Origin of the sequence: Alkalicoccus daliensis (assembly GCF_900103955.1) — a bacterium.
In the GTDB taxonomy this organism is placed as follows: Bacteria; Bacillota; Bacilli; order Bacillales; family Salisediminibacteriaceae; genus Alkalicoccus; species Alkalicoccus daliensis.
In genome coordinates this window covers 184,203-206,047 of the sequence record NZ_FNIL01000006.1, presented here as the reverse complement: position 1 = coordinate 206,047, position 21,845 = coordinate 184,203, and the positions used below count along the sequence as shown (strand labels likewise).

General features: G+C 44.4%; 24 protein-coding genes. 23 read left to right on the top strand and 1 reads right to left on the bottom strand.

Features of this window, described 5'->3' with window-relative positions; genetic code table 11:
- The first annotated feature begins 680 nt into the window (after window positions 1-680).
- The 23 genes from BLP92_RS11265 (at window position 681) to BLP92_RS11160 (ending at window position 19,843) form a co-directional block, all read left to right on the top strand.
- A complete protein-coding gene (locus BLP92_RS11265) occupies window positions 681-932 on the top strand; it encodes an AtpZ/AtpI family protein (RefSeq protein ID WP_090843059.1) in 252 nt (83 codons plus the stop codon).
- Window positions 916-1,287: an ATP synthase subunit I gene (locus tag BLP92_RS11260; protein WP_090843058.1), complete on the top strand. Its 372-nt coding sequence runs from the start codon at window positions 916-918 to the stop codon at window positions 1,285-1,287. Before BLP92_RS11265 ends, BLP92_RS11260 begins: the two co-directional genes overlap by 17 nt.
- Window positions 1,288-1,344: 57 nt before the next feature.
- Window positions 1,345-2,067, top strand: a complete 723-nt coding sequence (atpB, locus tag BLP92_RS11255; RefSeq protein ID WP_244516801.1) for a F0F1 ATP synthase subunit A — start codon at window positions 1,345-1,347, stop codon at window positions 2,065-2,067.
- Between the two features lie 77 nt (window positions 2,068-2,144).
- Window positions 2,145-2,372: a F0F1 ATP synthase subunit C gene (gene atpE / locus BLP92_RS11250; protein ID WP_090843057.1), complete on the top strand. Its 228-nt coding sequence runs from the start codon at window positions 2,145-2,147 to the stop codon at window positions 2,370-2,372.
- Between the two features lie 124 nt (window positions 2,373-2,496).
- Entirely contained in the window at window positions 2,497-2,994 is a 498-nt protein-coding gene (gene atpF, locus BLP92_RS11245; RefSeq protein WP_090843056.1) for a F0F1 ATP synthase subunit B, read from the top strand.
- On the top strand, window positions 2,991-3,542 hold the full coding sequence (locus BLP92_RS11240) for a F0F1 ATP synthase subunit delta (RefSeq protein ID WP_090843055.1): 552 nt from the start codon (window positions 2,991-2,993) through the stop codon (window positions 3,540-3,542). Before atpF ends, BLP92_RS11240 begins: the two co-directional genes overlap by 4 nt.
- An 11-nt stretch (window positions 3,543-3,553) precedes the next feature.
- Window positions 3,554-5,059, top strand: a complete 1,506-nt coding sequence (gene atpA / locus BLP92_RS11235; protein WP_090843054.1) for a F0F1 ATP synthase subunit alpha — start codon at window positions 3,554-3,556, stop codon at window positions 5,057-5,059.
- Between the two features lie 54 nt (window positions 5,060-5,113).
- Entirely contained in the window at window positions 5,114-5,992 is an 879-nt protein-coding gene (gene atpG / locus BLP92_RS11230; RefSeq protein WP_090843053.1) for an ATP synthase F1 subunit gamma, read from the top strand.
- A gap of 26 nt (window positions 5,993-6,018) precedes the next feature.
- A complete protein-coding gene (atpD, locus tag BLP92_RS11225) occupies window positions 6,019-7,425 on the top strand; it encodes a F0F1 ATP synthase subunit beta (RefSeq protein ID WP_090843052.1) in 1,407 nt (468 codons plus the stop codon).
- Between the two features lie 118 nt (window positions 7,426-7,543).
- Window positions 7,544-7,936, top strand: coding sequence for a F0F1 ATP synthase subunit epsilon (locus BLP92_RS11220; RefSeq protein WP_425284445.1), 393 nt, complete (start codon window positions 7,544-7,546; stop codon window positions 7,934-7,936).
- Between the two features lie 1,000 nt (window positions 7,937-8,936).
- The gene (locus tag BLP92_RS11215; RefSeq protein WP_090843050.1) at window positions 8,937-9,170 is read left to right on the top strand and encodes a DUF1146 domain-containing protein; all 234 of its coding nucleotides are present in this window, start codon (window positions 8,937-8,939) and stop codon (window positions 9,168-9,170) included.
- Between the two features lie 175 nt (window positions 9,171-9,345).
- On the top strand, window positions 9,346-10,680 hold the full coding sequence (murA, locus tag BLP92_RS11210; RefSeq protein WP_090843049.1) for a UDP-N-acetylglucosamine 1-carboxyvinyltransferase: 1,335 nt from the start codon (window positions 9,346-9,348) through the stop codon (window positions 10,678-10,680).
- 383 nt (window positions 10,681-11,063) lie between these two features.
- Entirely contained in the window at window positions 11,064-12,062 is a 999-nt protein-coding gene (gene mreB, locus BLP92_RS11205) for a rod shape-determining protein (protein WP_090843048.1), read from the top strand.
- Between the two features lie 30 nt (window positions 12,063-12,092).
- A complete protein-coding gene (locus tag BLP92_RS11200; protein WP_090843047.1) occupies window positions 12,093-12,911 on the top strand; it encodes a flagellar hook-basal body protein in 819 nt (272 codons plus the stop codon).
- Window positions 12,912-12,931: 20 nt separating this feature from the next.
- Window positions 12,932-13,762: a flagellar hook-basal body protein gene (locus BLP92_RS11195; RefSeq protein ID WP_090843046.1), complete on the top strand. Its 831-nt coding sequence runs from the start codon at window positions 12,932-12,934 to the stop codon at window positions 13,760-13,762.
- A 34-nt stretch (window positions 13,763-13,796) separates the two neighbouring features.
- Complete coding sequence (locus BLP92_RS11190; RefSeq protein WP_244516799.1) at window positions 13,797-14,135, top strand: DNA-directed RNA polymerase subunit beta; 339 nt, start codon at window positions 13,797-13,799, stop codon at window positions 14,133-14,135.
- A gap of 157 nt (window positions 14,136-14,292) precedes the next feature.
- Complete coding sequence (fabZ, locus tag BLP92_RS11185) at window positions 14,293-14,727, top strand: 3-hydroxyacyl-ACP dehydratase FabZ (protein ID WP_090843045.1); 435 nt, start codon at window positions 14,293-14,295, stop codon at window positions 14,725-14,727.
- 561 nt (window positions 14,728-15,288) lie between these two features.
- Window positions 15,289-15,678 (top strand): hypothetical protein, encoded by a 390-nt coding sequence (locus BLP92_RS11180; RefSeq protein ID WP_090843044.1) that lies wholly within the window; start codon window positions 15,289-15,291, stop codon window positions 15,676-15,678.
- A gap of 30 nt (window positions 15,679-15,708) precedes the next feature.
- Window positions 15,709-15,906, top strand: coding sequence for a hypothetical protein (locus BLP92_RS11175; protein ID WP_090843043.1), 198 nt, complete (start codon window positions 15,709-15,711; stop codon window positions 15,904-15,906).
- An 81-nt stretch (window positions 15,907-15,987) separates the two neighbouring features.
- A complete protein-coding gene (locus BLP92_RS18035) occupies window positions 15,988-16,146 on the top strand; it encodes a hypothetical protein (RefSeq protein WP_175444266.1) in 159 nt (52 codons plus the stop codon).
- Between the two features lie 249 nt (window positions 16,147-16,395).
- Window positions 16,396-16,713, top strand: coding sequence for a hypothetical protein (locus BLP92_RS11170; RefSeq protein ID WP_090843042.1), 318 nt, complete (start codon window positions 16,396-16,398; stop codon window positions 16,711-16,713).
- A gap of 271 nt (window positions 16,714-16,984) precedes the next feature.
- Window positions 16,985-19,051, top strand: coding sequence for a C40 family peptidase (locus BLP92_RS11165; RefSeq protein ID WP_090843041.1), 2,067 nt, complete (start codon window positions 16,985-16,987; stop codon window positions 19,049-19,051).
- A 153-nt stretch (window positions 19,052-19,204) separates the two neighbouring features.
- Complete coding sequence (locus BLP92_RS11160; RefSeq protein ID WP_090843040.1) at window positions 19,205-19,843, top strand: bifunctional 4-hydroxy-2-oxoglutarate aldolase/2-dehydro-3-deoxy-phosphogluconate aldolase; 639 nt, start codon at window positions 19,205-19,207, stop codon at window positions 19,841-19,843.
- 463 nt (window positions 19,844-20,306) lie between these two features.
- On the opposite strand, the gene BLP92_RS11155 is transcribed toward BLP92_RS11160, so the two are convergent.
- Window positions 20,307-21,623: a nucleotide sugar dehydrogenase gene (locus BLP92_RS11155; RefSeq protein ID WP_090843039.1), complete on the bottom strand. Its 1,317-nt coding sequence runs from the start codon at window positions 21,621-21,623 to the stop codon at window positions 20,307-20,309.
- Between the last annotated feature and the right edge of the window lie 222 nt (window positions 21,624-21,845).

The following is a 21,845-nucleotide window of genomic DNA, read 5'->3' as shown; positions in this document are numbered from 1 at the left end:
CCAGCCGTCCAGCAAAACCAACCCCGAAGAGCATGTTACCTTCTTCATCTAAGAGCGTTTCCTGTAGGAAGTGTAAAATAAAGAAGCTAATTAACGTTTGTGCCCGCTTATTTTACTGTCGGACCCGCTATTTTACTCCGAATCGCTTATACTTTACTCCGAACGGGCTATAGTAACATGAAATCCCTCTATGCTGACATCCAAACCGGCTATACTGACACCCAAACACACACTAATAAACTAAAGTCACCCTATACTCCTCCCCAAAAACCCGCGATACTAAAATATCCTTCCCCGCTGCGAAACTTTCATCTTATCACCAAGCGCTGACCCTCTCCCTCTCCGTAATTGTGAAAAATATCACAACCGCCACACCAGGAAAACCTGCAAAACAATTCAAAAACCACATTAAAACTTCACTATTTTCACAAAAAGTTCAAATTTAATTTTATTACAAAATTAACAGACATTTTTCACAATCTTATGTATAATAAGGAGCGTGCACAAAAGGAAACTCCCTAGATAGAGGCTTTTAAAAGTGTCTTGAAAAGCCGATAATAAAAGGCTGAATAGCAGGGTTTGGTTCCGTTTTCATCGTATTGACATGACAGGGGTCGTGTTGTACGATTACAAAGGGTATCGGGTGGAAGATCCTAATTGTGAGCAAGGAGTCATGCGATATGCCAAACGAGCCAAAGCGATCACCTTACAGGTCGGTTTTGAAAGCCTTTGCGCTTATGTCCACAATTTCTTCCTATATAATAGGAGCGATTTTGCTGGGAGTGTTTGGAGGCAGGTGGCTTGATCAGTACTTCGGGACAAACAGCGTATTCCTGGTCATTACTTTGCTAGCCGGATTGGGGACTGCCATGTACGGCATTTATTCCGCAGTAAAGAAATTTACGGAGGACGAAAATGACAACGATGTATGACCTCGCCAGACGTTACTCGATTTATACAGGCATCATCATCTTGTTATTGCTTACTGTAGCTCTTGTAACTTCCATGTCGACATTCTTTTTCGGAATGGCATTCGGCACCGCTTTGAGTTTAGTGAACTTTGTAAGTACATACTTTCAAGTGAAGCGGCTGGCAGAAACGGAGAGAACACAGAAGTACCGGTTTTCCATAGGCACAGTGGGAAGACTGATTATCGTCTTAGCAGCGTTGTTTATTGCACAAGCTTTTCCCCAGTATTTTGATATGGCTGGAGTAATTGCAGGACTTGCAGTTACGTATGTCATCCTTCTTATTGATCCCATTTTCCAAATCAAGCATTTGCAGTAGCGCAGCTTATCTTAACTGGTGCAGTCTGTAATGCATCAAAGAGAGGTGAATTTACGATTGGATACTCATTATTTAAAGGTCGATTTATTCGGCATTCCATGGATGACAGTGAACATTCCCAATTTGCTGCTTATTACGGCAGCCATGGCCATTGTTTTCTTCGTCTGCTTCTTCATGGCAAGAAAAATTGAAATGTACCCAACCGGTGCGCAGAATGCACTTGAATATCTGGTACAGTTCATTAAAAACGTTATCAGCAGTACGATGGACTGGGAACGCGGCAAAAACTTCCTGATGTTAGGAATCACTTTAATACTCTACATTTTTGTAGCGAATATGATGGGTGTGCCGTTTGAACTAGCAACAGCAGAACACTATGTCTGGTGGAATTCACCGACATCAAACCCAGTATTAACACTTTCTCTTGCCCTTTTCATTATCCTGCTCACACATATTTATGGGATAAAATTAAAAGGCGTAAAGGAATATGGAAAGGATTATTTCCGTCCGGCTCCGCTGTTGGCTCCATTTAAACTGATTGAGGAATTTTCCAACACGCTGACGCTCGGTATGCGACTATTCGCAAACATTTATGCGAAAGAAGTTATTCTGATCATGCTGGTTGGTTTAGGAACATCAAGTCTGTTTTGGGTGTTTGGTGCATTTTTACCACTCGTTGTATTCCAGGCATTCAGTGTATTTATCGGATCGCTGCAGGCGTTCATATTTGTTATGCTGACCATGGTTTACATGGCCCACAAAGTAAACGAAGAGCACTAATAATTTTGTGAATAATAGCTCTAATGAGCGTATTCTTAATAAATGTAATTACGATATATTGAAGGAGGATTTTCATAATGGATGTAGGTTTAATTGGTATTGGTATAGGTTTAGCAGCAGGTTTAGCAGCAATCGCAGGTGCAATTGGAGTTGCGATGGTAGTTTCCAACACAGTACAAGGTATTACTCGTCAGCCGGAACTTCGCGGCCCGCTTCAAACTGTAATGTTCATTGGTGTACCGCTTGTTGAGGCACTGCCGATTTTCGCAATTGTTATTGCCTTTTTACTACTCGGAAATATGTAACCACAATTTAAATGGCGGAGGACGTTTTCATACAAACTTCGCCATTCCTTATGTACGTAGATGTGCCCGGCGATCCCGGGTATTCTTTTCTTAACAGTAGTTTTGCACAAAGGAGGCGACCCTGTTGTTTGATATTAACGAAATTGAATGGATTAATGCGCTTTATCAAATAGCTGCATTCTTCGTTCTGCTTCTCCTTCTTAAAAAGTTTGCTTTCGGTCCTGTCATGAATATGATGGAAAAGCGTGAAAAGCACGTCGCAGATCAGATCGCTACAGCGGAAAAAAACCGGGAAGAGTCTGAGAAGTATTTAAAAGATCAGCGTGAGGCAGTTCAGGCTGCACGCGAAGAAGCAAAAGAAATTGTTGAAAATACGCAGAAGATGAGTGACCTGCAGGCGAAAGAAATCCTGAACAGCGCTCGTGAAGAAGCGAACCGTATGAAAGAAAATGCAAAGCAGGAAATTAATTCCGAAAAGGCACAGGCTATCTCCGAGCTTCGTGAGCAAGTTTCAACGTTGTCTGTACTCGTAGCATCAAAAGTGATCGAGAAAGAGCTGGATGAACAGGAACAGGAGAAACTCATTCAGGAGACGCTTAGAGAAGTTGGCGAAGGCCTATGATCAAGCATCCGCTTGGGTCCCGTTATGCAGCTGCGCTCTTCGAACTGGCGCAGGAAAGAAATGCACTGGACCAGACGCTCACAGATCTTGACACCGTTACGCAGGTAATACAGGAAACGAACCTTCTTGACGAAGTGTTCCGCCACCCAAAGATGACGGGCAGCCGAAAGAAGGAAATTCTTAAACAAGCGTTTCAAGGGAAAGTAAGCGAACACGTGCTGAATCTGCTGCAGCTTCTCGTAGATAATAAACGGGAATCACTGTTTACAGCGATTGCAGAAGATTTCAAAACATTGACTTACGAAGCGCAGGGAACCGCAGAAGCCACTGTATATTCAGCGAAACTTTTAGGCGAAGCGGAAAAAACTGCGATTGGTGAAGTCTTTGCAAGAAAAGCAGGCAAAGCGAAGCTTCTTATTGAAAACGTAGTAGATAAAGACGTCATTGGCGGGCTGCGCGTACGCATCGGAGATACCGTGTATGATGGCACCGTCGCTAATCAACTCGCACGCATTCATGAACGCATGATTGCAGGGAACAGTAGATAGGGGTGAACGATATGAGCATCAGAGCCGATGAAATCAGCTCGCTGTTAAAGCAGCAAATCGAAGGCTATGAAACAGAAATGGAAGTAAGTGATGTCGGTACCGTCATCCGTGTAGGGGACGGGATCGCCGTAGCTCATGGGCTGGAAAATGTAATGGCCGGAGAGCTGCTTGAATTTTCAAATGGTGTCATGGGTATGGCACAGAACTTAGAAGAAAATAACGTAGGTATCATTATTCTTGGTCCTTTTACAGATATTCGTGAAGGTGACGAAGTGAAACGTACCGGACGTATTATGGAAGTACCTGTGGGAGAAGAACTTCTTGGACGTGTCGTAAACCCGCTTGGCCAGCCGCTGGACGGCAAAGGCGCAGTAGGAACGACAAAAACACGCCCAATCGAAAGTGATGCACCCGGCGTAATGGACCGTAAATCTGTTCACGAACCGCTGCAGACTGGTGTTAAGGCGATTGACTCCCTTATCCCGATCGGCCGTGGCCAGCGTGAGCTTATTATCGGAGACCGCCAGACAGGGAAAACAGCGATTGCCATGGATACAATCATCAATCAAAAAGATGAGGACATGATCTGTATTTACGTAGCAATCGGCCAGAAAGAATCAACGGTTGCAGGCGTGGTGGAAACACTTCGTCAGCACGGAGCACTCGATTACACGATCGTTGTAACAGCAAGTGCATCCCAGCCGGCACCACTTCTTTACCTTGCTCCTTATGCGGGTGTTTCCATGGGTGAAGAATTCATGTATAACGGAAAGCACGTTCTTGTTATTTATGATGACCTTACGAAGCAGGCATCTGCCTACCGTGAACTTTCCCTTCTTCTCCGCCGTCCTCCAGGTCGTGAAGCTTTCCCTGGTGACGTATTCTACCTTCACTCACGCCTTCTTGAGCGTGCAGCGAAGCTGAGCGATGATAAAGGTGCAGGTTCTCTGACGGCACTGCCGTTCATTGAAACACAGGCAGGGGACATCGGGGCTTATATCCCGACGAACGTAATTTCGATTACAGACGGACAGATCTTCCTGCAGTCGAACCTCTTCTTCTCCGGCGTACGCCCAGCGATTGATGCTGGTCTTTCCGTATCCCGTGTAGGTGGTTCTGCGCAGATTAAAGCGATGAAGAAAGTAGCGGGTACACTGCGTCTGGACCTTGCATCCTACCGTGAGCTGGAAGCTTTCACACAGTTCGGTTCCGATCTCGATGCTTCTACAAGAGCGAAGCTTGACCGCGGTGCACGTACAGTAGAAGTACTGAAGCAGGGATTGAATCAGCCGCTGGCAGTAGAAAAGCAGGTATTCATTCTTTTCGCACTTACCAAAGGGCACTTGGATGATATTGAGGTAGAAGACGTTCGCCGCTTTGAAGCAGAACTGTTTACCTTCCTTGAGCATAACAATAAAGATCTTCTTGCACAGATTAAAGAAACCGGAGCACTTGCAGATGCAGATGCGATGAGCGGGGCAATTACCGAGTTCAAGAAGACGTTCCAGTCAAACTAAGAAATAGAGCAGGGGGTCCACCCCTGCTTTTCGGAGCAAAGGTGGTGAAGAACGTTGGCTTCTCTTAAAGAGATTAAAACGCGAATTGGTTCCACGAAGAAAACCAAACAGATTACAAAAGCGATGGAAATGGTGTCTGCTGCAAAGCTGAACCGCGCCCAGACAAAGGTGCAGAATTTCCTTCCTTACCGGGATAAAATCCGTGAAGTAGTAGCAAGCATTTCACAGGGGTCCGAAGATGTTTCCCATCCAATGCTCCAGGAACGCAAGGAGATTAAAAAGACGGGATATATCATCATCACCTCGGACCGTGGACTTGCAGGTGCCTACAACGCGGGACTGCTCCGCTATACGCTGCAGCTGATCGAAGAACGTCACGCCTCTCCAGATGAGTACGGGCTTGTAGTCATCGGAAAGATCGGACGTGACTTCTTTAAAAAGCGGAACATGCCAATTTTTCAGGAAATTGTAGGACTCGCAGATCAGCCGGAGTATGCGGAGATTAAAAACATCGCGGAAACGACAGTGCAGATGTTTGCAGATCAAGTATTTGATGAAGTATTTATCCATTACAACCACTTTCTCAGTGCCATCAGCCAGGAAGTTACGGAAGACAAAATTCTTCCGCTGACAGGATTAATGGAAGAGAACGAAGAAGGATCAGGCGAAGGTACATTAAACTATCTTTATGAGCCGGACCCGGAAACGATTCTCGAAAAGCTTCTGCCTCATTATGCAGAGAGTCTTATTTACGGCTCCCTGCTGGATGCAAAAGCAAGTGAATTTGGTGCAAGAATGTCTGCGATGCGTTCTGCTACAGATAACGCAGACAACCGTATTGGCGAATTAACACTCAGTTATAACCGTGCCCGCCAGGCAGCAATCACACAGGAAATTAATGAGATTGTAAGCGGAGCATCAGCACAAAGCTAGTCAGCAATTGTGGAGGAGGAAAGACGATGAACAAAGGACGCGTCACACAGGTGCTTGGTCCGGTCGTAGACGTTCAATTCGAACGCGGCCAGCTCCCTGAGATATATAACGCAATCAAAATCTCCGAACCGGCAACTGCAGGAAATGTAGGCATCGAGCTTACCCTGGAAGTAGCGCTTCATTTAGGAGATGACACAGTTCGTACAGTTGCAATGTCATCTACCGACGGACTTGTCCGCGGTACAGAAGTAATAGATACCGGCAGCGCGATTTCTGTTCCGGTCGGCGATGCTACCCTCGGCCGTGTATTCAACGTACTTGGGGAAAACATCGATTTGGATGAGCCAATTGAAGCAGGAGTCCAGCGTGATCCAATTCACCGCCAGGCACCTGCATACGATGAGCTTCAGACAGAAACCGAAATTCTGGAAACAGGAATTAAAGTAGTTGATCTGCTTGCACCGTATGTAAAAGGTGGTAAAATCGGTCTCTTCGGCGGTGCCGGAGTTGGTAAAACGGTTCTTATCCAGGAGCTTATCAACAACATCGCCCAGGAGCACGGTGGTATTTCCGTATTCGCCGGCGTTGGGGAACGAACTCGTGAAGGAAATGACCTTTACTACGAAATGACGGATTCCGGTGTTATTAAGAAAACCGCCATGGTATTCGGCCAGATGAACGAGCCGCCTGGTGCACGTATGCGTGTAGCATTAACTGGTCTTACAATGGCAGAGCACTTCCGTGATGAAAAAGGTGCGGACGTACTGCTCTTTATCGATAATATCTTCCGTTTCACACAGGCAGGTATGGAAGTATCCGCCCTCTTGGGACGTATGCCTTCTGCCGTGGGTTACCAGCCGACACTTTCTACAGAGATGGGTCAGCTGCAGGAACGTATTACATCTACAAAGAAAGGTTCTGTAACATCCATCCAGGCGATTTATGTACCTGCGGATGACTATACAGACCCTGCACCAGCAACAACATTCGCTCACTTGGATGCAACAACAAACCTGGAGCGTAAGCTTTCTGAAATGGGTATCTACCCAGCGGTGGATCCACTTGCATCTACTTCCCGTGCACTTTCTCCGGAAATCGTTGGAGAAGAGCATTATGAAGTAGCTCGTGAAGTACAGGTAACGCTGCAGAAGTATAAAGAGCTTCAGGACATCATTGCGATCCTTGGTATGGATGAGCTTTCTGAAGAAGACAAGCTGACGGTTTCCCGTGCGCGTCGTATTCAGTTCTTCCTGTCCCAGAACTTCCACGTAGCGGAGCAGTTTACTGGTCAGAAGGGCTCTTATGTACAGGTGAAAGATACAATTGCAGGCTTCCGCCAGATTTTAGACGGAGAACACGATGACGTGCCGGAAGATGCATTCCGTCTTGTAGGCCGCATCGAAGAAGTACTCGAAAAAGCAGAAAAAGTTTAACCTGTGAGAGGGGAAGCAAAATGCTTCCTGCTCACCGAACGATATAAAAAGCGATCCTCCTTCCGCCGATGCGCGGAAGGCAGCATCCTTTCGACAAGGAGGGTGACCGGTGAAGACGATGCAAACCAATGTCGTCACACCTGACGGCAGCGTATTCGACGGACAAGTCAATATGGTCAGCGTCAAAACGATTAACGGTGAGCTTGGGATTCTCCCAAACCACTTGCCGCTCGTCACACCGCTAGCTATCGGCGCGATTCGTCTGAAAAAAGACAAAGATGTTCGGCTGATTGCACTCAGTGGAGGTTTCATTGAAGTGCGTCAGGATGAAGTGAACATTCTTGCTGAATCAGCTGAGCTGCCATCAGATATCGACATCACACGTGCGCGTGCTGCGAAAGAACGTGCAGAACGACGCCTGGAAGAAGCAAAACGAGACAACATTGATTTCCGACGTGCGGAGCTCGCGTTAAAGCGTGCACTGAACCGGCTCGATGTGGCTCAAAATTAAGAAGAACCCGTCTGCGCATGCAGGCGGTTTTTTTGTGTTGCGGTAATCGGGACATCACAGCCGAATGCTGCTTCAGCCGTTTATCTAAATCAGCATCTGGTCCTTATTAGCTTCGGAATGAGGATAAAATTTATTAGGTGGACTCCACCAAATATTCAGTCATTAGCAGCAATTATCTGTTCACTATCGGAGATTATCTGATTTTAGTGGAGGATTAACTGATTTTAAAAACAGGTAAAATTCTTTTTATTTGTCATTAACTCCCTCCAATCTGTCATTAGTGTAGTTCCGCTAATATAACGCTTACCAGCAGAGACTTCCGTCAATACAGCTGGAACACGCATATTTCGTCGTGCCGCCGCCGTTGCTGTACTTTGCAGAAACACCTGCAGATTTTACAGTCTCGAATCATCCTGTCCCAAAATCCTCCGTAATGAACGGCTGTATCTTTTATCCCGTACCATTTATAGATAGATATACACCTCAATTTCTTTTCTTTTCCCAAATGCGAGGTTTATCACATCGATTTCCAATTAATCATTCATTAAAAAAATTTATACCAGCTCATAATTTTTTTAAAAAAAGCTGAAACTTCCTTTTGAAAGAAACGTCTATATAATTGCAGCAAGGAAATGCATACATATCAAGTGATACACAGCTGGGTATTTTTAACAGATGTATTTTGACAGCAGGAGAAATATTACAAAAAGATTACAAAAAGTAAAAAAGCAGGTTTAATATTATCAATTTGGTGAATTAGTAACCTAAGAGCTACAAGGTTATTTCACAAGATGCAGCCTGTGAACAAGGGTTAAACAACCATTCTACAGCTTTGTGACGAAAAATGATTCTAATTGCCTACAGAATTAACGTGATTTATGCATTTTAGAGGTGGCACTGAAGGGCTTTTTTCGTTAAGATTATGTTTGTGTTCGTTTGAGATCATTTTGAGACACTTACGAAGCTGGCAAACTGAAAGAGCATGGCGCGGAGGGGTAGTATGGTTGAAACGTTAGGACAGCAGTCGTTATTCAGTATATTGGTGAGCCTGATGGTCCTTGTGATTGTCTGGTGGTGTATCCAATCATTTCGATTCGATGTGTTTGTCAAAGACCCCGATGGAATTAAAGTAAAAACGCTGATGATTCTTACAACGCTGGCTTTAACACACTTGGTTACAAGCTTTATTCTCAATTATTTAAATTGGGCCACTTCACTCCGTTATCTGTTTTAACGGATGCAGAGAAAGTATCTGCTGTTTTGAGAAGCTTGATCCGAAAATCATATCAATGTCACTTAAGTTTTTGAAGGACTACTCATTTCAACTAATAAAAGCAGTATTTAAATATTCTTAAAATCATTTTACTACTACCAGTTGTCACAGCAACCGGGAGACGGAGGGGAAAATATTGGAAAAAATCATTGTACAAGGTGGCCGGCCACTAAGTGGAAGCGTGCGCGTTGAAGGCGCAAAAAACGCAGTACTACCGGTTATCACAGCTTCAATTTTAGCCAGCAAAGGAACCAGCAACATTTATGATGTTCCAGCATTAGCAGACGTTTTTACTATCAGCGAGGTGCTTCGCAACTTAAATGCTGAGGTGAACTACAACGGGAAAAATCACATCACAGTAAATGCAGAAAAACCACTGCAAACGGAAGCTCCATTTGAATATGTGCGTAAAATGCGCGCATCATTTCTTGTGATGGGGCCGCTTCTTGCGCGTTTTGGCCATGCACGAATCGCTCTTCCTGGGGGATGCGCAATTGGATCACGTCCAATTGACCAGCACCTAAAAGGATTTGAAGCAATGGGGGCAGAAGTAGAAATCGGGAACGGCTATATCGAAGCAAAAGTGGATGGCCGTTTACAGGGAAGCAAAGTATACCTCGATTTCCCAAGTGTAGGCGCTACGGAAAACATTATGATGGCTGCTTCTATGGCAGAAGGCACTACGATCATTGAAAATGCAGCAGAAGAGCCGGAAATTGTTTGTCTTGCAACGTACCTGAATGCAATGGGTGCAAAAGTTCGCGGCGCAGGTACCGGTACCATCCGCATTACTGGTGTAGAAGAGCTTGTCGGAGCGGATCACACAATTATTCCTGACCGAATCGAAGCAGGCACTTACATGGCTGCTGCAGCGATTACTAAAGGAAATATCCTTATTGAAAACGTACTGCCTGAACATCTTCGCCCGGTAATTGCGAAAATGACAGAAATGGGTGTGCATATCGAAGAAGAAGGAACTGGTCTTCGCGTTATCGGCCCGGAAAAAATGAAAGCTGTGGACATTAAAACAATGCCGCACCCTGGTTTCCCGACAGACATGCAGTCGCAGATGATGGCAATGATGCTTGTAGCAGAAGGAAACAGCGTTATTACAGAAACAGTTTTTGAAAACCGCTTTATGCACGTGGAAGAATTCAGACGTATGAATGCTGACATTAAAATTGAGGGACGCACTTCGATTGTAAATGGTCCGGTAAAACTTCAGGGAGCAGAAGTTGCTTCTACAGATTTACGTGCAGGCGCAGCGCTTGTACTTACAGGTCTGGTAGCTGAAGGCCGTACACGTGTAACAGAATTAAAGCATATTGATCGAGGCTACGTAGGATTTACAGAAAAGCTTCTCGCACTTGGTGCTGATATTGAGCGGGTAAGTGATGAGGAAGAAGCTTCTTCAGAAGCAGCAGCTTCCAAAGAAGGACAGGAACAAACTATTGGGTCAAATTTAGCATAATTTGCACTTATACTTTTAACCCCTGCAGTAATTGCTGCAGGGGTTTATTACGATTAGGAAGCCGGCTGCAATTTCCCGGGAAATGAAGATAGATTTCAAATGTACAAGCCCCCCGGAAATTTCTGCGGAGATGCCTCTAAATACATCTGATGCTCCACCCGATAAAAAGAAAAGAGAATTCATCATGATGTCAATAATAATAATCTTTTTTAGCACTTTTTTATGATAAAATGTTATGATGAGACATGAATTGTAAATAAAAAACACACAGAATTCAGTACATTTAAGCATCGTCTGATATTTTCAAAAATATATTCTAATAATTATTACATATACACAGCACATTTTGACTATATTGAGATTGGGCAGGAGGCTTTCACAGCATGTTATCAAGAGATATCGGAATAGACCTGGGCACGGCAAATGTTTTAATTCATGTAAAAGGGCGGGGAATCGTTTTAAACGAACCCTCTGTGGTAGCGATCGATACTAATACCGGAAGAGTGCTTGCGGTAGGAGAAGAAGCTTTTATGATGGTAGGAAGAACTCCCGGAAATATTGTAGCAATCCGCCCCCTGAAGGACGGTGTTATTGCAGATTTTGATACTACGGAAGCAATGCTGAAGCACTTTTTGGATAAAATAAAGGTAAAGGGCTGGTTTTCAAAACCAAGAATTCTTATCTGCTGCCCGACGAACATCACTTCTGTAGAACAAAAAGCAATCAGAGAAGCTGCAGAGAAAAGCGGCGGGAAAAATATTTATCTGGAAGAAGAGCCGAAGGTAGCCGCAGTAGGGGCAGGAATGGATATTTTCCAGCCGAGCGGAAATATGGTCGTAGATATTGGCGGCGGTACAACTGACGTGGCTGTGCTTTCCATGGGATCGATTGTAACTGCAGAATCTATCCGGGTAGCGGGAGACCGTTTCGACAGCGACATATTAAGTCACATTAAGAAAAATCATAAACTGCTTATCGGCGAGCGAACGGCAGAGGATATAAAGAAAGAGGTCGGTACAGTTTCTCCTTCCGGCCGTACAGCAGAGATTGAAATCCGCGGCCGGGACATGGTAAATGGACTGCCGCGCACGGTAACTATTTATTCTGACGAAATACGCCAGGCGATGCAGGAATCTGCAGGGCACATTGTGCAGGCTGCGAGAACGGTGCTTGAAATCACACCGCCGGAGCTTTCTGCCGATATTATTGACAGAGGGATTATTGTCACCGGAGGCGGAGCTTACCTCCACGGCATTGATGAACTGCTCAGCACAGAGTTGAAAGTACCGGTGTTTATTGCAGAAGAGCCAATGAACTGTGTAGCAGTAGGGACAGGAAGAATGCTTGAAAACCTTGATAAAATTACAAGAGTTAAAAATTAAAGTACCGCCAAAGCGAAAGGATGACTACAGATGTTAAGAGGGTTATATACCGCAGGCGCTGGAATGATCGCGCAGCAGAGAAAACAGGAAATGCTCACAAATAACATGTCGAACATTGAAACTCCGGGATATAAAGCGGATCAGGCATCTATGCGGAAATTTCCCAACATGCTTATCCAGGCGCTCGGTACACAGCAGAATGGCCCAGGCTCTTCCGTAGTGGGAGAGCTCACTACCGGCGTGTATCTGCAGGAGCAGACACCGAATTTTCGTCAGGGGGATATGCAGGAAACTGGGAATAACACGGATATCGCGTTACTCCAGGCGCTCGTTCCGGTGAATGAAGCCGGAGAAGAAGCAATGCTTGCTTATGAAGTCCAAAATGAAGCAGGGGAAGTACGCTATTCAAGGAACGGAAACTTCGCCGTCGATGCGCAGGGATTTTTAACAACTCCTGCAGGTTACTATGTACAGGGCACTGACGGAGAACCGATAAACACCGGCAATGAAAATTTCCGCGTCGATGAAGCAGGAAATGTGTTAGGAGCAGAGGACGAGCTGCTGGGACAAATTAATATTGCAGTTATTCCCGATCCTGTACAGCTTGTAAAAGAAGGGCAGGGTCTCCTGAATTATGAGGGTGAAGAAGAAATTGTCACTGCAGTGAATAATGCAGAGGTTACCTATCAGCTGCAGCAGGGATTTGTGGAGCGTTCCAATGTGGATGCCCAGCAGACAATGACAGAAATGATGAATGCCATGCGCACATTTGAAGCAAACCAGAAGATGCTGCAGGCATATGATCAAAGTCTGGAACGAGCAGTAAATGATATTGGCCGTATTTCTTAAGATAGCGGGGAGAGAATAAAATGAATCAATCGATGATTAACGCCGCCGTAACGATGGGACAGATTCAGCAGAAGCTGGATACAGTAAGTAATAACCTGGCGAATGCCAATACAACAGGCTTTAAACGAAGAGACACCTCATTTTCAGATCTACTGTTTCAACAGGTGAACAATCAGCGGGTGGGACCTTATGAGGAAGGCAGGCAGACGCCGGGCGGCATCCGTACAGGCAGCGGTGCTGCAACTGCCCAGACTGCGATGCGCTTTGAACAGGGGAGCCTCCAGCAGACAGACAGGCCGCTTGATGTCGCACTTACCCAGCCTGGATACTTTTTCGAAATTTCTCCAGATGAAGACGGCACGCGGAGGTTTACAAGAGACGGTGCTTTTTATTTAAGCCCGAATCCAGCTGATGAAATGGAAAATTTTCTGGTGAATTCAGAAGGAGAGTATGTCCTTAATACAAATGAAGAACCGCTGGTTATCCCTTTCCCTGCCCAGGATCTTAGAATCAGTGAAACAGGAGCAGTATTTTATACCGCTGAAAATGGGGAAGAGATTGCTGTGGACCAGCTGAACGCAATAAATATAACGAAGCCGCAGCTGCTGGCTAATACCGGTGGAAATAACTTTGTCTTTCCAGATCTGGAAGCGCTGGATCTTGTGGAAGCAGATGTAATGGAGCAAGCTGGGGGAGCCGAAGTATTTCAGGCAGGGAGCCTTGAAATGGCAAATGTAGATACAGCAAAGCAAATGAGTGATATGCTCGCGGCGCAGCGATTCTATCAATTTAATTCCAGTGCTATTAATATGACTGATCAGATGATGGGAATGGTTACTAATTTAAGGTAACCTTAAAACAACATGTCTTTGAGGAGTAGCTTTAATGATGGATAATGAAACGAAACTGCGTCAGCAGCGAAAAAAAAGCAATGTAGATACAAAGAAAAAGCCAGCGGAGTCCGCAGAGCAAGAACAGACTGCAGACGTGGAAGAGCAGGATTTGAAGCGGGAAGATAAACAGCTTCGCAGCTGGTTCTGGCGTCCTACAAGATGGGTGCCTATTTGGCTCCGCATTATCATTGTGCTTGCGCTTATTGCGTTAGCAGCAGCTGTTGGAGCAATGATAGGTTATGCCATTATTGGAGACGGCGGAGATATGATGGACGTTTTCAACAGAGACACATGGAATCATATTTATGACATTATTTATGACAGTATCTAACAAAGGGAACCATCAGACAAAGCGCTGATGGTTTTTTGTTTCTCTGCAGGAGAAAGCGGGGAAGCATTGTATTCCTCGGCTGTATCTATTAAAATTAGAAATGGAAATATTATTACCTGGTCCTAAAACTAACATTCATTAAGAAAGGAAGAATGCAATGCTGAACATAGAAGAAATCAAAGAAATTATCCCACACCGCTATCCATTTCTGCTGATCGATAAAATTCTGGAAGTAGAAGAGGGCAAACGGGCAGTAGGACTAAAAAATGTAACTGCCAACGAAGAGTTTTTCAATGGCCACTTTCCGGATTATCCAGTTATGCCGGGAGTGCTTATTATAGAAGCTCTTGCACAGGTGGGAGCAGTAGCGATCCTAAAGAAAGAAGAAAACAGAGGACGCCTTGCGTTTTTTGCAGGCATTGATGGCTGCCGCTTTAAAGGACAGGTGAAGCCGGGCGATCAGCTGCACCTGGAAGTGGAAATAACCAGGCTTCGCGGTCCAATCGGCAAAGGAAAGGCAGTTGCTAAAGTAGACGATAAAATCGTAGCAGAAGCAGAGCTCATGTTTGCGCTGGGAGAAAAAGAAGCGTAGCCCTTACAAGTTTATCTGGCAAAGTCCCGTGGGCACATCCGCGGGGCTTTTTAAATGTGCAAACTCAGGGGAAGGCACGATTCCACTCGTCAAGTGCTGGGTTTTTCTATCCTTATTCAGATATCGGGGATATTCACCAGATGTAGCCGCGGCTTCACTGTCTGGCAACGTGCAGAGGTCTGCTTTGTTTCATTATTAGTAAGTCATACTTTATTGATTCCCACCTCATTTAACTCCTGCCCAGTAGTTCTTCATTCAATCAGCCTTATAATTCACTCGTTTTCCTTAGTATTTCATATGTTTTCTTACGTATACCATTTCTCCTCTGCAAATTTCGAGACACGATTCCATCTGAAAATATCAGCGAGGCTCAAGTTACAAAAATATTTCGAAGTTTGGTACTTTGTAAGAGGAATATGGTATATTCTCGAATTCACGCTAAATGTGTTTTAATGACGATGAATTGTGAAATAGCCATTATACAGCAGTTGTTAAAAGCCAGCTGTTGAGCACAATAAGCAGCAACAATCACAGCTTAATTATTCCAAGGAGGAATTTTTGATGAAGAAAAAAATGATGATTTCTGCACTATCAAGTATGTTTGTCATCGGAACACTTGCAGCATGCGGAGATAATAATGGAATGGACAATGAGCCGGCCACAGATAACAATGGAGGCGCAGTAAACACAGAAGATAACTTTGACAATGAAGTAGAAGATAACATCAATGCAGGAAATGACGGAATGAATGAAACAGAATCAGAAGAAACAAATAACGAAATGAATAATGCAAATGACGGCATGAACGAAAGTAATGAAGAAATGAACAACACAAATGAAGGTATGAATGATGCAGAAGAAAATACGAACGATGATCCTTCTGAAGGACTGGAAGATGATCCATTAGAAGAAGGCCCGGACAATAATAATGAAGATGCAGTAAACAATTAATTTGTTGAAGCCAGAGGAGGTGCCTGATGAATGAAGAAAAAAATATGGGTTACGATGTTATCCAGCATATTTGCTGTCAGCACTCTCGCTGCCTGCGGGGATACTCCGGAAAATGGAGTGAATAATCCAGATGTCGAAAACGAGCCGCAGATTAATGAAGACGCGAATATGAACAATGGAATAAATGAACCTGTCGGAGATGTGGAAAATGACAACACCGACTTATAGGTAAAATTCAGGCTGCGGCCTGTTAATATAGATAAACTGAAAGTTTCATTAGGAAAAAATCTTAAAAAGGAGAGATTTCAAATGAAAAAAAAGATGATGATTACAGCAATGACGAGCATGTTTGCGATTGGTACGCTTGCAGCCTGCGGCGATATGGAAGGTAACGAGATTAATAACGAACCAATGGAAGAACCGGCAGAAAACACTACTGAAAACAATGATACTGACGCTGAATTGTAAAAAAACACCGATACAATCTTACAGGGGATCCTGATAAATGTCGGGATCCCCTTTTTCTGTTTTAAATCAAAACGCCTTATTTCGAGATAACATTATTTTACACAACAATTACGTAAAAGATGGAAGACTTTGCAAAAAGAGCGAAACCTATTGATACTAAAGGGTTTAACAGCTATGCTTACAACAGTTCTTGTGTAAGACAGGAATATATAAACCAAATCAGAAACAAAATTCAGGAGGAATTTAATCATGAAAAAGAAACTTACTCTATCTATCCTTTCAAGTGTATTTGCAGTTGGAATGCTTGCTGCATGTGGCGGAGGAGATAACGCAGAAAACACTGAAACGAACAACACTACTCCAGTAGAAGAAAACACTGAAGATCCAGCAGCAGAGAACAACATGGAAGAGGATCCAGCTGCAGAAGAAGACCCAGCAGCAGAGAACAACATGGAAGAGGATCCAGCTGCAGAAGAAGATCCAGCAGCGGAGAATGACATGGAAGAAGATCCAGCTGCAGAAAACAATGCAGAGACTGACATGAATGCAGAAGAAGACGCAGAGTAATTACTCTAGTTCCATCCCCGGACCTTCCCAGGTCCGGGGATTTTTCTATGGAAAGAAAAAAACAATTTCTCTCTTGGGTATCAGCAAATGACCTATGAAAGTAAACCAATGAATATTCTGAAAATAGGACTAAAGAATCTATTATTAATACCTAATAATCAATGATAATAAAAGAGGTTTCATATTTTCGTAAATCCGAAGTATGAGTTTATTGGGAAATTTAGCTATGGATACAATTTGAATCTTATAGGAGAAGAAGGAGGAAGACTGTATGAGAGAGGGAATGACCAGCGCAAAAACTGCAGTGGTATCTTCAGTGGCTGCTGCCGGCGTCGTTTTTATGATGCCTACCGTAACAGAAGCAGCTTTTGGGGACCAGACACTGCGAAGCGGAATGCAGAACAGTGAAGTGAAAACACTGCAGGAAAAGCTCAAGGCAGAAGGACACTATACATATTCTATTACTGGAGTATTCGGTCCATTAACCAAGCAGGCAGTCGAAAGCTTCCAAAGAGAAAAAGGACTGCAGGTAGATGGAATCGCCGGTCCGCAGACGTTTGGAGCATTAAGTGCGAAAAGCAGCAGCACGCCCTCATCTTCCAATGCTTCCTCTTCTTCAGGTTCCTCGGGAAAAAGCATTTCAGGCAGTTCAGCTTCTGCTTTAAATACGCAGCAGATTCTGCGTCAGGGATCTACGGGAAGTGAAGTAGAAAAACTTCAGATCGCGCTTGGGAAAAGCGGATTTTATAAACCTGGGCACACTACGGGAAGTTACGGTGATTCAACACGCAGTGCTGTAAGAGATTTTCAAAGAGCCCGCAGCCTCCAGGTGGATGGAATCGCAGGTCCTCAGACGCTTACGCAGCTGAATAAAGAAATAAATGCTTCTTCAAATACAAATACAAGTGAATACAGCTCTGCTTCCCTGGCAGGTTCTACGAGCATACTCCGTTCGGGATCCCAGGGGGGAGAGGTGCGTTCGCTTCAGACAAAATTAAAAGAACTAAATTATTTCAGCGGCAGTGTATCAGGTACATATAACACTGCGACGCAGTCGGCTGTCAGAGATTTTCAGAGAGCAGCGGGAATTGGCGTGGATGGAATTGCAGGACCGCAGACATTTCGCGCTTTAGAAAATGCAGCTCCGGCGAAAACAAGCAGTAACTCTTCTAATACGTCAAGCGGCAGCAGTTCTGTCGGCAGCATTACGGCTATTTTAAGATCTGGCTCCACAGGAGACAACGTTCGTTCTCTACAGTCAAAATTAAAAGAACTAAATTATTTCAGCGGCAGTGTGTCAGGTACATATAACGCTGCTACACAGTCTGCAGTGCGTGATTTTCAGAAGGCAGCGGGGATTGGGGTGGATGGAATTGCAGGACCACAGACATTCCGTGCAATGGAGAATGCCAGCCCGGTAAAAACTAGCAGCAACTCCAATACTTCCAGCGGGAATTCTACCAGTAACTCTTCTGCAATTCTGCGCCAGGGAGCAACGGGAGAGCAGGTTCGTTCTCTGCAGACAACGCTGCGGGATTTAAAGTACTACAGCGGCAGCATCTCAGGAACGTTCGGCTCACAGACTGCAGCGGCAGTACGGGATTTCCAGAAAGCAGCAGGATTAGGCGTCGATGGGATTGCCGGACCAAATACGTTTAAAGCGCTGGAAACTGCAAGCCCGAAAAGCGGCTCAGCAAGCAGCGCAGGAAGCGGCAGCACCTCGAAAGTACTTCTGCAGCACGGAGCACGAAATGATGACGTGCGTGAGCTTCAGGACAGTTTAAAAGCTGCTGGATTTTTCTCCGGCACTTCTACAGGGTATTTCGGGGATGTAACGAAGAAAGCAGTGACAGATTTCCAGAAAAAATGGAACCTTGTTGCAGACGGCATTGTCACGCAGGCAACATGGTCAAAAATTCAGGAAGTTTCTTCTGTTCACCTGGGCAGCTCTTCACCAAACCAAAGCAGCGGCGGATTTAATACACTAAATCTGATAGCAGATGCCTCCAATTTAATTGGCGTGCCATACCGGTGGGGCGGTACAACGACTGCTGGATTCGACTGCAGCGGTTTTACACAGTATGTGTATAAAAAGAACGGCAAGAACCTTCCAAGAACGGCTGCGCAGCAGTATAATGCAGGATCTCACGTGTCAGACGCCAACCGCCGGGTAGGAGACATGGTCTTCTTTGAGACGTATACTTCCGGACCTTCCCATAACGGGATTTACATCGGAAACGGCCAGTTTATTCATGCGGGAAGCTCCACTGGGGTTACGATTGCCAGCTTGAATACAAACTATTGGAAGCAGCGTTATATCGGTACAAGAAGGCATTAAGAATCTAAGTCGTCCTCAGGGCGGCTTTTTTTCAATGACGAAATAAGTGTTTCAATTTGCACGGCACAGGTTATTGAAATAAAAGAGTATAGGAAAACAGAAAATTTTTCTTAATCAGGACAGGATGTATCAAGATAAAAGGAGGAGTTACGCATGAGCAAACTGGATCAATTACTTTCTTCTGGCGTAGTAGCAGTTGTAAGAGGTGTCGCAGAGGATAAAGTGCCAAAGCTGACCGAAACGCTGATTGAAGCAGGGATTACAGGCATAGAAATCACGCTGGATTCGGACGGTGCCTATCAGTTAATACAGGAGCTCTCCGAGAAGCATCAGAGTGATCAGGCGCTTATCGGCGCAGGAACGGTATTAAATAAAGAGCAGGCAGAGAAAGCACTGGATGCCGGAGCAGAATTTATTTTCGGGCCAATTTTGGATAAAGAAACTGTGGAGTTTACGAAAGAAAAAGGGGTTATTGTGATTCCTGGAGTTTACACTCCTACAGAAATGCAGCAGGCCTATCAGTGGGGAGCAGACGTAGTCAAAGTATTTCCGGCCCGCTCACTCGGTCCGAACTACTTTAAAGATGTGAACGGACCGCTCGGGCACATTCCGAAAATGCCTACCGGCGGCATCGACCTGAATAATATTGGAGCGTTTATCCAAGCAGGGGCAGTCGCCGCAGGTGTCGGCGGTTCCCTTATCGACAAAAAGAAAATTGAAGCAGGTGACTGGGACGCCATTAAGAAAGAAGCAGCTGCATATCTGGACGAAGTAAAGAAAGCCCGAAAGTAATACTTGAAAGGCACCGGAAATTGTTTACAGAGAAAAAAAGAGCGGGTGAAAATCCGCTCTTTTTTAATGTGTATTTTAAGTGTAGCGCGGGAGCTGCTCCTATGCCCGCTTATTTTACTGCCAGCACCGCTAATTTACTCCGAATGCGCTATATTTTACTCTGATCACGCTATGCTTTATCAACTTTCTTCTATATTAAACTCCAAACCGCTTATAATTAACTAACTTCCCTCTATGCTGTACTCCCGCGCGCCCTCCCCAAGCCAAAATAAACAAAAGAAAAAAGCAGCCATGCACCTTGGGACGGAGGTGCATACTGCTTTTTTCTCGCCAAAAATACTAAGTACTTAAGGCATCATTCTATAAAAAATGATAGGGGGGAGAGATGAAAGTGGTGGTTTCAACTCTTAGTTGTATTCTACCCCGTACCAGAAAGTCCTAAACATAAAATTAAATAACTTTTTTACAAAGCCCAGTAATGATACCCAGCAGTTTCAAATTCTTCCTTACTTAGTACACTTTTAATATCAATTACCACTTTTTTCTCCGGGTTTCTAAACATAGGATCCAGTTCCTCCACAGTAAATAAATGTTTCATCGATGCATGAGGAACAGCAATAATTACTGCATCAAAGTTGTTCAACTGATTCTCAGGCAGCAGTTCCAGGCTGAATATTTCTTTCACTTCCTCTGCATCTGCTTCTGGGTCATATACGTGAACCTCAATAAAAAATTCAGCTAGTTCCTTCACAATATCAATCACTTTTGTATTGCGTACATCTGACACATTTTCCTTAAAAGTAAGCCCAAGCAGTGCCACTCTGGCAGAGTTTACAGGAATAGCTGCCTGGATCATCTTTTTAATAGTACTGTCCGCCACATGTTTGCCCATCTCATCATTTATCTTGCGTCCGGCAAGGATAATCTGGGAATGATAGCCGAGCAGTTCTGCTTTATAAGTAAAATAATAAGGGTCAACGCCGATACAGTGTCCGCCGACCAGGCCGGGACTGAAGTTTAAAAAGTTCCATTTTGTTCCCGCAGCTTCCAGCACAGATTTTGTACGGATATTCATCCTGTCAAAAACAAGCGAGAGCTCGTTCATAAAAGCAATATTTATATCACGCTGCGCATTCTCGATGACTTTTGCCGCTTCGGCTACTTTAATGCATTCGGCTTCAAAAACACCTGCGTGAATGATGGAGCTGTATACGGCAGAAATAATCCTCAACGCTTCCGGATCAGAACCGGAAACGATTTTTATGATCGTAGGAAGCGTATTTACTTTATCCCCCGGATTAATCCGTTCAGGGGAATAGCCTACTTTAAAATCTGTCCCCAGTTTTAAGCCGGAAAGCTGCTCCAGTATGGGCACGCAGATTTCCTCGGTCGTACCTGGATAGACAGTAGATTCAAAAACAACAACAGCACCTTTTGATAGATTTCTGCCAACCAATTCACTCGCAGCAATAACCGGAGCAAGGTCAGGAGTTTTATCATAATTTACAGGAGTGGGCACAGCAACTACATGGAAACGGCATTCCTTAAGCTTCGTTTCATCAGAAGTAAACTCGATGGAGGCAGCAGACAGACGTTCGTTCCCCACTTCATTTGTCACATCTATCCCGGCCCTGTATTTTTCCAGCTTTCTCTCGTTCATGTCAAAGCCTGTAACATGATATTTCCCAGCGAATTCCACAGCAAGCGGCAGTCCAACATAGCCTAAACCAACAACAGAAATTTTTCCCGTTCTGTTTTGTAATGCCTCTAGGAAATTCATGGCAGCTTCATCCTTTGGCTGTATATTTATTTAGAGAATATACTTATTTAACCTTAAGCTGCAGGAAAAGTAAAATGTTTACTGATTATTTTGATAATTATAGAGAAAGCGGCTGAGAAAGTACATTGTTTATGGAGTTCAGCAGGACAGTAAATCAGAGATCTGTGAACTTCACCGATCTCTGCTCTGCAAATTTCAGCTGTTATTCTGTTAATAGGGAGG

What these genes read in the sequence shown, in the direction of transcription:
- BLP92_RS11200 (WP_090843047.1), top strand. Translation starts at nt 12,093, where the DNA reads ATGTTAAGAGGGTTATATACCGCAGGCGCTGGAATGATCGCGCAGCAG.
- BLP92_RS11180 (WP_090843044.1), top strand. Translation starts at nt 15,289, where the DNA reads ATGAAGAAAAAAATGATGATTTCTGCACTATCAAGTATGTTTGTCATC.
- atpA (WP_090843054.1), top strand. Translation starts at nt 3,554, where the DNA reads ATGAGCATCAGAGCCGATGAAATCAGCTCGCTGTTAAAGCAGCAAATC.
- BLP92_RS18035 (WP_175444266.1), top strand. Translation starts at nt 15,988, where the DNA reads ATGAAAAAAAAGATGATGATTACAGCAATGACGAGCATGTTTGCGATT.
- fabZ (WP_090843045.1), top strand. Translation starts at nt 14,293, where the DNA reads ATGCTGAACATAGAAGAAATCAAAGAAATTATCCCACACCGCTATCCA.
- BLP92_RS11155 (WP_090843039.1), bottom strand. Translation starts at nt 21,623, where the DNA reads ATGAATTTCCTAGAGGCATTACAAAACAGAACGGGAAAAATTTCTGTT.
- BLP92_RS11220 (WP_425284445.1), top strand. Translation starts at nt 7,544, where the DNA reads ATGCAAACCAATGTCGTCACACCTGACGGCAGCGTATTCGACGGACAA.
- BLP92_RS11190 (WP_244516799.1), top strand. Translation starts at nt 13,797, where the DNA reads ATGATGGATAATGAAACGAAACTGCGTCAGCAGCGAAAAAAAAGCAAT.
- BLP92_RS11240 (WP_090843055.1), top strand. Translation starts at nt 2,991, where the DNA reads ATGATCAAGCATCCGCTTGGGTCCCGTTATGCAGCTGCGCTCTTCGAA.
- BLP92_RS11170 (WP_090843042.1), top strand. Translation starts at nt 16,396, where the DNA reads ATGAAAAAGAAACTTACTCTATCTATCCTTTCAAGTGTATTTGCAGTT.
- BLP92_RS11265 (WP_090843059.1), top strand. Translation starts at nt 681, where the DNA reads ATGCCAAACGAGCCAAAGCGATCACCTTACAGGTCGGTTTTGAAAGCC.
- BLP92_RS11175 (WP_090843043.1), top strand. Translation starts at nt 15,709, where the DNA reads ATGAAGAAAAAAATATGGGTTACGATGTTATCCAGCATATTTGCTGTC.
- BLP92_RS11195 (WP_090843046.1), top strand. Translation starts at nt 12,932, where the DNA reads ATGAATCAATCGATGATTAACGCCGCCGTAACGATGGGACAGATTCAG.
- BLP92_RS11215 (WP_090843050.1), top strand. Translation starts at nt 8,937, where the DNA reads ATGGTTGAAACGTTAGGACAGCAGTCGTTATTCAGTATATTGGTGAGC.
- atpE (WP_090843057.1), top strand. Translation starts at nt 2,145, where the DNA reads ATGGATGTAGGTTTAATTGGTATTGGTATAGGTTTAGCAGCAGGTTTA.
- atpD (WP_090843052.1), top strand. Translation starts at nt 6,019, where the DNA reads ATGAACAAAGGACGCGTCACACAGGTGCTTGGTCCGGTCGTAGACGTT.
- mreB (WP_090843048.1), top strand. Translation starts at nt 11,064, where the DNA reads ATGTTATCAAGAGATATCGGAATAGACCTGGGCACGGCAAATGTTTTA.
- BLP92_RS11160 (WP_090843040.1), top strand. Translation starts at nt 19,205, where the DNA reads ATGAGCAAACTGGATCAATTACTTTCTTCTGGCGTAGTAGCAGTTGTA.
- BLP92_RS11165 (WP_090843041.1), top strand. Translation starts at nt 16,985, where the DNA reads ATGAGAGAGGGAATGACCAGCGCAAAAACTGCAGTGGTATCTTCAGTG.
- BLP92_RS11260 (WP_090843058.1), top strand. Translation starts at nt 916, where the DNA reads ATGACAACGATGTATGACCTCGCCAGACGTTACTCGATTTATACAGGC.